The sequence below is a fragment of the Xanthomonas prunicola genome (assembly GCF_002846205.1).
In the GTDB taxonomy this organism is placed as follows: Bacteria; Pseudomonadota; Gammaproteobacteria; order Xanthomonadales; family Xanthomonadaceae; genus Xanthomonas; species Xanthomonas prunicola.
Genome location: NZ_PHKV01000087.1, coordinates 1 through 299, shown reverse-complemented (window position 1 = coordinate 299; position 299 = coordinate 1). Strand labels below are relative to the sequence as shown.

1 protein-coding gene is annotated in these 299 nt (G+C 67.2%); it reads right to left on the bottom strand.

Annotated features, from left to right (window positions below; genetic code table 11):
• Positions 1-299, bottom strand: a 299-nt coding sequence (locus tag XpruCFBP8353_RS23155) for a condensation domain-containing protein (protein WP_133125731.1), incomplete at both ends; no start/stop codon positions are given.

Genomic DNA, 299 nt, shown 5'->3' with positions numbered 1-299 from the left:
TACGGTCATAAACACGGTGGTGCCGTGACGCTGGCTCAACGTGCGCAGTGCAGCCGTCAGCTCGGCATCGAGTGCGAATTCCACGCTGTCGCCGCTGTAGTCTTGCAGCGGCGGACGCGGGCGGTCGGTGGGCAGTTCCAGCAATGCCGGTGCCCCCTGCAGGTGCGCACGCCAGAAGCTCAGCTGGCGTTGCAGCAGTGGGCCGGCGAGCCAGCGGCGCTGCCACAGCGCATAGTCGGCGTACTGGATCGGTAACGGCGGCAGCGGGTCCGGTTGGTCTTGCACGAAGGCGGCGTACA